Genomic DNA, 8,604 nt, shown 5'->3' on the forward strand with positions numbered 1-8,604 from the left:
GTTAATCTTCAATAAAGCGAACCACTTTATCGATAAAAAGTACTCCATTTAAATGATCAATTTCGTGCTGCAAGGCTCGAGCCAGGAGCCCTTCTCCCTCTATCTCTATCTCTTTACCTTTTCGGTTTAGCCCCCTTACCTTAACCCGGGCTGCCCGTTCCACCTCACCGTGTACTCCCGGTATGCTCAAACAACCTTCCACGGCTACCTCACTCCCACTGCTCTCTATAATTTCCGGATTAATCATTTCGATTAATCCATTTCCCACATCCACTACTATAACTCGTTTTGATACGCCTATCTGCGGTGCCGCCAGTCCAACCCCTTTGGCTTCATACATAGTATCCGCCATGTTTTCCAAAAGTCGGATAACCGCCGGAGTGATTTTATTAACTTTAGCAGCCTTTTCTCGTAAAATAGGGTCTCCTACCTTAACTATTTGATAAACAGCCATTTCACAAAGCCTCCTATAATATTTCCATTGGGTCTAATTCAACGCTAATATGTATCGAGTTTTTTCCAGCTCTTTCTACTTTCCACCCATCTAGAACATCGCGAAGCAACTCCCGTATAATTGCTAATTTCGGTCCTTTGACCATAATATGCCACCGGAATCTATTTTTCATTTTAGATATAGGCGCAGGGGCAGGGCCCAAAAGTTCTCCTACCGGTACTTTTTCCTCTTCCCGTTTTTTAATGATCTGCAATTCCATATCCAGGGCCAATCTCTGCGCCGCCTCTATTACCTGCTCTTCCTCTCCTCCTGAAATCACCAAGCGTGCCAGACGGGAAAAAGGAGGGTAGTTGGTGCTACGTCGCAGAGCAATCTCTTGCTTGTAAAAGGCAAGATAATCCTGACGGCTGGCCGCAACAATACTTGGATTTGCCGGGTCATAAGTCTGGATAACCACCTCTCCCGGAAAAGAACCTCTTCCAGCCCTCCCCGCTACTTGGGTCAGAAGCTGGAACGTTCTCTCATGAGCCCTAAAGTCAGGTGTATTCAAGGCTATATCAGCTGTAATTACACCCACCAGAGAAACTTCCGGGAAATCCAACCCTTTAGCAATCATCTGAGTTCCAACCAATATCGACGCTTTCCCCTGCCGAAAGGCAGTCAAGATTTCCTCATGGGATCCTTTCCGGGTGGTAGTGTCCACATCCATTCGGAGTACCTGCCGGTCTGGAAACAGGCGTTTTACTTCGTCCTCGACCCTTTGGGTACCAATGCCAAAACTTCGTAAATAACGACTGCCACACTTGGGACAGGTAACCGGTACCGGTTCCTGATATCCGCAGTAATGACAGCGCAATTGCCCCTCCACCCGGTGATAAGTCAAACTGACTGCACAACGCGAACACCGGTTGACAAAACCACACTCCCGACAAACCATGAAATGAGCAAAACCCCTACGGTTGAGAAACAAAAGAATTTGCCTGTCCTGCTCCAGATGTTGCCGCATTTTCCCCTGCAAACAGCGACTAAAAATACTATGGTTTCCTGCCGCCAGTTCCTGCCTCATATCCACAATCTCTACCGAAGGCAAGGGCCGGTTTTCCACCCTATTAGGAAGGCACAGCAAGGCGTAACGACCAAGCCTAGCTTTAGTATAACTTTCCAGCGAGGGAGTGGCACTTCCCAGCAAGACTAAAGCCCCGTGATAACGGGCTCGCTGAATAGCAACGTCTCGAGCATGATATCGTGGCATCACATCCTGCCGGTAACTGCTTTCATGTTCCTCATCGATTATAATCAATCCAAGATCGGAAACCGGAGTAAATACTGCCGATCGGGCCCCGATGACCACCTGTGCTTCTCCCCGGTGAATCCGCTGCCATTCATTGCTTCTTTCCCGTAGGGACAACCTGCTGTGAAGCACGGCCACGCATGAACCTAGACGCGACACAAAACGTTCTACCATCTGAGGTGTCAGGGATATCTCGGGTACCAGTACAACAGCTTGTTTTCCCAGCTTTAGGACCTGCTCCACGGCCCGTATGTATACCTCTGTTTTCCCGCTACCGGTAACGCCATGAAGAAGGAATACGGAAAAACTTCTTTGGGCGAGGGCGTTTTGGATCGAACGTAATGCTCTCTCCTGATCATCGGTAAGTTCGACTGGCTTAACAGAAGAAGCCTTGTTTATTCTCAAAAAGTCTTCCTCCACCCTCACTTTGTTTAGTACAATAAACCCCTTGTCAATCAAACTCTTGACGGTGCTATAGGATGTGCCGGCCAGATCCAATAAATCGTTTAACAATAAGGGGCCCTGTTCCAACAGTATTTGCAGTACCTTTTTCTGTTTCGGTGAGCGGACTGCCAACTCTTCAAGATCCTGTTCCAGGCCCACTACTTCCTTATTAAGCTCGACAACACGGCGAAACTTCTTTTTTAAACGATCCGTGTATAGCTTTTCAATCTCAATTAAACCCAGTTCCCGAAGCGAATTTAAGGTTTCCTGTAGATTTTGACTTGGAAATTTTTTAATTAATCTTTCTAATGGAACCCTTCCTGTCTCGGTCAAAAAAGCTAAAACTCTTCCGCTTACCGGATCAAGTATATTAAGAGTTTCTTTCAATTTATGTCCAACTTCATCACTGAGTTTCAAGGTAACCACTATTTTCTCCTGACGCCTCAAGCCGGGGGGTATCAGGCACTGTAACGCTACAGGTATAGGATATAAATAATAGTCGGACATCCACCGAGCTAGCCTGACTGCTTCCTCATTAAGAACAGGTGTCTCGTCCACTACCTCTAAAATGTTTTTCACCCGGTCAACTTCCGGGTGTGAGGAGTAACCTACCACATATCCCTCCAACCGCTGTCTCCCAAAGGGAACTAAAACCCGTGTTCCCAACTGGATTGAGGCCTTAAGCCGGGTAGGAATGCGATAATGAAAAGTTTTATCAGTCAGGCGCAAGGACGGGTCTATGGCCACTTCCGCAAAGGTAAACTTTTTTGTCTCCAACATTCTGTCCCCCTGTTATTCTAACCTTTGCTCCTCATCTCAACTTCATCGGCCACCACTACCCGTTTCCCTTCTCTCTTGGCTCTAGTAGAAGCCAAGCTGGCCATGTTTATAAGGTCGCTTACCGTACAACTTTCATTTCCTTCATCACGGGAAGATCTACGCCTTCCTCCCGCCACACCAACAGATCCCGTAATTTTTATCCCGCCTGGCCATTTCTCCTCGGCAAGGGCGGCAACCATTTGCCATGCCAACTTCCTTGCCTCTTCAAAAGGCCTGATTGTTACAACAGCAAATTCATCTCCCGCGTACCGGCATAGATAATCTGTTCCCTCTTCAATCAGACCCTTTAAGACTTCCGCTACTCGCCGCAGAACTTCATCACCAAGAACATGGCCCAGTTTCTTATCAATTGTCCCGAAGTTATCTAAATCCAAAAAGATAACCGCAATCTCTTTCCCCTCCTGCAACAGTTCAGCTGCCTTTCTCTGCAAAAACACTGCCCGATCTAGGCCAGTAAGAGCATCTACATGCTTACCCAGTTCAGCATAAAGTTGCGATTTGGCCACGATTCCCACAGGACGGTTCCCATCTACGACCACCAGGCGCTCAATCTCATATCGTTCCAGGAGTTCCTTTGCCTCCCAGAGAGAACTTTCCCGGGTGACGGTAATTACCTTCTTGCTCATGGCGTCGGCCACTAACCGGTTAGGGTGGCAACGCCGTATATCTCTGGAGGTGATGATACCCACCAGCTTTCCGTCCTCTACCACCGGAAGTCCGCCTATTTTAAACTGTTCCATCAATGCAGCAGCTCTGCCGACGCAATCTCCAGCCGAAACAGTAACCAGCTCTCTGGTCATAATGTTGCTCACGTTAAGCATTATAAATCCACCGCCCGGTTCACCTGAATAACAATGTTCACCTGAACTTTTACTACAGTACTTTCCATAGCTATCCGTTCTGCTTCTTCCAAAATAATAGGTAACAGTTTTTCTTCAGGAAGAAATTTTAGCAATGATTTCTTAAATACTACAGCCTCAAAGACATCATGGTTAATATGTACAATCTTGTACTGCTCGGGTGAAAGTGCTTCTACCATTCTCCGGACGGCTTCAGGTCCGATTGGCGCCTTCCTTCCTACAAGCAATACATCCTGCATGGGCGGTATTTCAAATTCAGATAAGCGGATAAACACGTCAGCTTTGCGCATTGGTCCCTGGGATACTACAGAAGCCTTACCAGTCATCACATGCCACTCCTTTTTTGAAACCTTTTCCTCCTGCCTCCAATCTCATACCATTCTTAATAGCCCTCTGTAAAATTATTTTACCAAATGCTCGTACCTTTTAAAAAATTTTTCTAGATCGGTGAACAACCTCTCCTTTTCTATGTCCAGGGTGATAATATGAGTAGACTCAGGATACCATTTCAATTCCTTACAGTTCGATCCGATATGTCTATAGAGGTAACAGGCACTCCTGGGATCAACAACCTCATCCTTGCCACTCTGGGCAATGAACACCGGTACATTTATCTCGGGTAGTTTTCTTTTAACATGGCCAATCAGCTTGAGGAGACTGGATACACACGCTAAGGGAATTCTGTCATAAAGAAAAACTTCTCTTTTAATATACGGCGGCTTTTCATCTCTACCTTCCTTTCTGATATAGGGGATAATTCTTTTTAATAAAGGAGTCAGATAGGCACGCCGGTCCTTGATGTATACAGGAGAACTCATGGTAGCTATGGCCGCCACTTCATATTGTAGGGACAGCTTCAGTACCAGAAGTCCGCCCATCGAAAGACCGGCTGCGTAAATAGGATTACAGCCGCTTCTCACCAGATGTTGGTATCCCTGCACGACACTGGACCACCAGTCAGGCCAGCTAGTTCTTTTCATGTCCTCGGGAGTAGTGCCGTGGCCGGCCAGGAGGGGCGCATGTACTGTATAACCCAGATCACGGAAATATTTTCCCATAGGTCTTAATTCCGCTGTTGATCCGGTAAACCCGTGGACAAGAAGCAGCCCCCTGTTATCCCCTTCAAAAAAAAATGGTTCCGGTAGATGGTGGTGAGCTTTCATCTATTTTCACCTTTTCCAATACACCAAAAGTAAATAATGAGTAAATAATCATACATGCGAAACCTTTGGTAATTTAACCGTAAAAGTTATGGTTTTCTCTTCCTCTTGACAACGGCAGGAAACAGTACCACCATATTCTTCAACCAGATTTTTTACAATAAATAAACCCATACCTGTTCCTTTTTCTCCTTTAGTAGTGAATCCCGGTTCATAAATTCGTTCTTTGAACTCAGGAGCAATAATGCCGGGATTTTTCAACTCAAATATAAACCATCTATCATCAGAATCAATTCTGATGTTCAGCCACTTATCTTCTTGAAGAGTAGCTTCATACAGGGCATTATCCAACAGGTTTCCGAAAATACTGACCAGTTTTTCCGGTGGAACAGAAAGCTCATTCAGGGTAGTATTTATAACTAGTGACGTTCGGATATGACTTGCATCGGCAAGTTTTCGGCTGATCAAGGCGGCAATCTCCGGTTTCCCCAGCCCTACAAGTTTCTCTATATCGATCAGATCTTTTGACAGCCGTTTGATATAGTCGGCTGCATCTTGCTCCCGCTTCACCTGAATCAGTCCCAAAATAACTTGCAGGTGATTTACAAAATCGTGATGTTTGGCCCTCAAGGTAGCTATCAGATTCTTAGCTTCCTCTAATCTTACCCTTGTCGTTTCGGCTTCTCTTTCCTTGTCCGCCAGCCTGAGCATCTCGCGGACTACCCAGAAATTTGAAACTATTACGGTAGTAATAATTAAAAAGACAATAATAATGGGCATTTTATGGTGAAGAAAAACGTCGTTAAGAATGGAATAAGCCAAGAAAAGAGACAAAAATAGCTGTAGCAAAAGAAGATTTAAAAACAGCAGTCTTTTCCCCATGCATTATCCCTACTTACCTTATCTCGAGAGGCTTGGTTATGGTAAATCCAAAAACACTATTGATTACCAAGAGTAACACCAGAAAAACATTCTCCGTGTGACCTATTAATACGTGTAACCAAGTATTATTCATGATATCTTGTACATTAAGATGATAAAATTGTACTATAATTCCGGATATACTACTTCCAATTATGACCAAACTGACACTTGTCAAGGTGGCCCCTAACGCCTCACCCCAGCTCACCCTGGCAAGCATTCTTATTAAAAGAAACAAAATTACCGTCAGAATAAGGGTGTGAGTACCGAAAGGAATATGATAATAAAGATAAGCTCCCCTGATTAACCATACTGCAAGTCCATGAATTACCCCAATGGCCATGAGGATTTTTAAGCCGCTATTTTGACCAAACAATCTTAAACCGGTGGCAGCCATTAAAAACGATTCTGTAATGTGCAAAAAAAGCAGGACCCGCAGGTCCTCCATAAGACCTCATCCTTTCTACTTGATCTTCTACTTCAGAAGCTTGTCCGGTACTTCGGGCTGATAGCTCCAAAAACCAGTAGCAGCAGCAACGTTGGCAAAGGCCAGCAAGGTCAGAACGGCAGCAGCCAGGGTTAATACGACCCGTTTCACCCGGGTCACCTCCTCTCTGTGAGATATTTGAGCAGACTGTCCATACCCCCTACTATTCTATAACCTATAGGGGTAAGGGTCAGTAGCTGCCACATCATACCCAGGGAACTAGATAGTATAATGTCCGGTGTGACAAATTTAGTAGGTTGCCACAGGGCCAAAGTACACCCCATACCCCAAGCAATCAGTAAGATAAAGGATATAATTCTCAGGTATTTTCTCTGTACCTTTGACGAAATGGGTTTCCCCGGGGTCTCGGCGGGAACGTATTTATATATAACAAATATCCCCACAAGACTAATGGTAGCCGTCCATAGAGGGCCCGGAGCCTGCGGGAGTAACTTGACCAGAAACCCTAGGGTTAAAAATACAGATAGACCGATCAAATTACACCGTAGGGGAGAAGTAGCATGGGCACCACCGGAAAAAACCCTGAATAGCGATACCGTGACTGCCGCCGCCAGAGCATAATGGAATATTCCCCAAAAGGCAGCAAACAGTATCAAGGCAACATAACCGGAAAAACTCGTTAAAAAAAGACGCAGGCCGAAAAGAACGACGTCTTCATCCCGCCCGGTCTCTTTAGCTATATAAGTTGCCATTTTTTCCAAAGAGTTCTTATTACCTGCCATGGAAAAATATTTCGCTATAAATCCTTTTTTTCCTGCCATTTCTAGAAATATGTGGTTTATTTCTGGTTATTTTTCACGACTAACTTATGCCGCCTCGTCAATAAAAAGAGCCCAGGCATTCGACCCCTGGTGCCCGAACATGACAAATTTACCTCCTTATGGCGTGTCCTCGCACTGAAATTTACTATCGAACGCCGTATTTCCTCTCGCAAGGAAAACTTATCGCTATTAATGGTGTTATTTTCAGAAATCTTGGATTATAGGAAATGTCATTTATGTCAATAATTGAAATAAAAGAAGTTATATAATTTGTCATGGAGTTGACGTGCTATGGTGGAAAAAGCAAAATATACTTCAGTAGCCGGAATATGCAATCGGTTAACTGAGCTAGCCAACAGATGCCATAATATGCGAGAACAAGGTGCATGTGAGTTATATACAAGTTGTAAAACCTGTCTGATAGAACTAAGGTTTAGGCAACTGCGACGCAGGTTGCAAAACATATTAAGAAACTTGTAAAAGCTGTTCCATCGTTTTGAGAATCAAAAAGGACAAGGTAATTATAAACTACCTTGTCCGCAATTTTTGCAGCTAAGCATTTCGGACAACTTTATTTCTTCCAGCACCTGACGCAAACGGTGCCTTTGCTCTTCCCTTTCCAGTGGGACACCGTGCAGGTAACAATCCAGTACATCGGCGTCCTTGACTAACTCTTCCAGGGGGGAGCCCACCTCATTTTTGTTGCTGTGATTTCGGGCAGACTGGGCTATTAATTCCGTTTGTTCCTCAGTAAATAAACCTGTTTCTTGTAAAAACTCTTTTAAGGGTTCGTAACCAGCAGCTGCATGGTTCTTTTGTTTACCTGTAACAAGGCGCCCGTAATCATGTACTGAGCAGGCTATGGCAGCCAGTTCCGGATCGATGCCCCGCTTCAAAGCCAGCAATTTTCCTATCGCGGTACAACTGGCCATATGAAGCCTTTCCCAGTTTAAAGAATAGTCACGATCCACATCCTTATTTTCAAACTCTGCGATCTTGGCAAGCATTTTTTCCTGTATGGTAAAAGCCTTCTCCACCACTCATTCCTCCCATCCAAATTGCCTTCAGATACTTATAATAACAATATTTAAAGATCCTAACAAGAAGACAGACTCCGTCTTAGTCAATTATGAAACTATTATCAAGTCTATTCTCTGTTCGTCCCGTACCGTCTTAATTACTGTGTATAGCAACGCGGGTTGAAAATGGGAAAGAATCAACTTGAGAAAACCGCTCTTTTTAGCTTGTTAAAACTCTGACTTCGTATGTTTTTTGGTAGTCAGGTTTCCGGGTAGCAGTAAAATAAATCTAGGTAAAAGCCATAGATTACCATAGCAGCAGGAGAAGACGAAAAAAGGGAGAACC

Annotated in this window: 10 protein-coding genes; all 10 read right to left on the bottom strand. The window is 44.6% G+C overall.

Going from position 1 to position 8,604, the window contains the following annotated elements; genetic code table 11:
• Window position 1 precedes the first annotated feature (1 nt).
• The 10 genes from def to KKC1_RS02700 all read right to left on the bottom strand — a co-directional run bounded on the left by def (window position 2) and on the right by KKC1_RS02700 (window position 8,276).
• Window positions 2-454: a peptide deformylase gene (def, locus tag KKC1_RS02655; protein ID WP_088552958.1), complete on the bottom strand. Its 453-nt coding sequence runs from the start codon at window positions 452-454 to the stop codon at window positions 2-4.
• Between the two features lie 13 nt (window positions 455-467).
• Window positions 468-2,969, bottom strand: a complete 2,502-nt coding sequence (gene priA, locus KKC1_RS02660) for a primosomal protein N' (RefSeq protein WP_088552959.1) — start codon at window positions 2,967-2,969, stop codon at window positions 468-470.
• Between the two features lie 17 nt (window positions 2,970-2,986).
• Entirely contained in the window at window positions 2,987-3,850 is an 864-nt protein-coding gene (locus KKC1_RS02665) for a CBS domain-containing protein (protein ID WP_088552960.1), read from the bottom strand.
• Window positions 3,850-4,215: a hypothetical protein gene (locus KKC1_RS02670; protein WP_088552961.1), complete on the bottom strand. Its 366-nt coding sequence runs from the start codon at window positions 4,213-4,215 to the stop codon at window positions 3,850-3,852. The genes KKC1_RS02665 and KKC1_RS02670 overlap by 1 nt, the downstream gene beginning before the upstream one ends.
• Before the next feature lie 75 nt (window positions 4,216-4,290).
• Window positions 4,291-5,052 carry an alpha/beta hydrolase gene (locus KKC1_RS02675; protein ID WP_088552962.1) on the bottom strand — a complete coding sequence of 254 codons (762 nt, stop codon included), beginning with the start codon at window positions 5,050-5,052 and terminating at the stop codon, window positions 4,291-4,293.
• Window positions 5,053-5,100: 48 nt separating this feature from the next.
• Window positions 5,101-5,931 carry a sensor histidine kinase gene (locus tag KKC1_RS02680; protein WP_088552963.1) on the bottom strand — a complete coding sequence of 277 codons (831 nt, stop codon included), beginning with the start codon at window positions 5,929-5,931 and terminating at the stop codon, window positions 5,101-5,103.
• Window positions 5,932-5,944: 13 nt separating this feature from the next.
• Complete coding sequence (locus KKC1_RS02685; RefSeq protein ID WP_088552964.1) at window positions 5,945-6,418, bottom strand: hypothetical protein; 474 nt, start codon at window positions 6,416-6,418, stop codon at window positions 5,945-5,947.
• 27 nt (window positions 6,419-6,445) lie between these two features.
• The gene (locus KKC1_RS02690; protein ID WP_192868043.1) at window positions 6,446-6,568 is read right to left on the bottom strand and encodes an AgrD family cyclic lactone autoinducer peptide; all 123 of its coding nucleotides are present in this window, start codon (window positions 6,566-6,568) and stop codon (window positions 6,446-6,448) included.
• Window positions 6,569-6,573: 5 nt separating this feature from the next.
• The gene (locus tag KKC1_RS02695; protein WP_238134169.1) at window positions 6,574-7,170 is read right to left on the bottom strand and encodes an accessory gene regulator ArgB-like protein; all 597 of its coding nucleotides are present in this window, start codon (window positions 7,168-7,170) and stop codon (window positions 6,574-6,576) included.
• A 590-nt stretch (window positions 7,171-7,760) separates the two neighbouring features.
• Complete coding sequence (locus tag KKC1_RS02700; RefSeq protein ID WP_088552967.1) at window positions 7,761-8,276, bottom strand: HD domain-containing protein; 516 nt, start codon at window positions 8,274-8,276, stop codon at window positions 7,761-7,763.
• Window positions 8,277-8,604: the final 328 nt, after the last annotated feature.

This window comes from Calderihabitans maritimus (genome assembly GCF_002207765.1).
GTDB classification, from domain to species: domain Bacteria; phylum Bacillota; class KKC1; order Calderihabitantales; family Calderihabitantaceae; genus Calderihabitans; species Calderihabitans maritimus.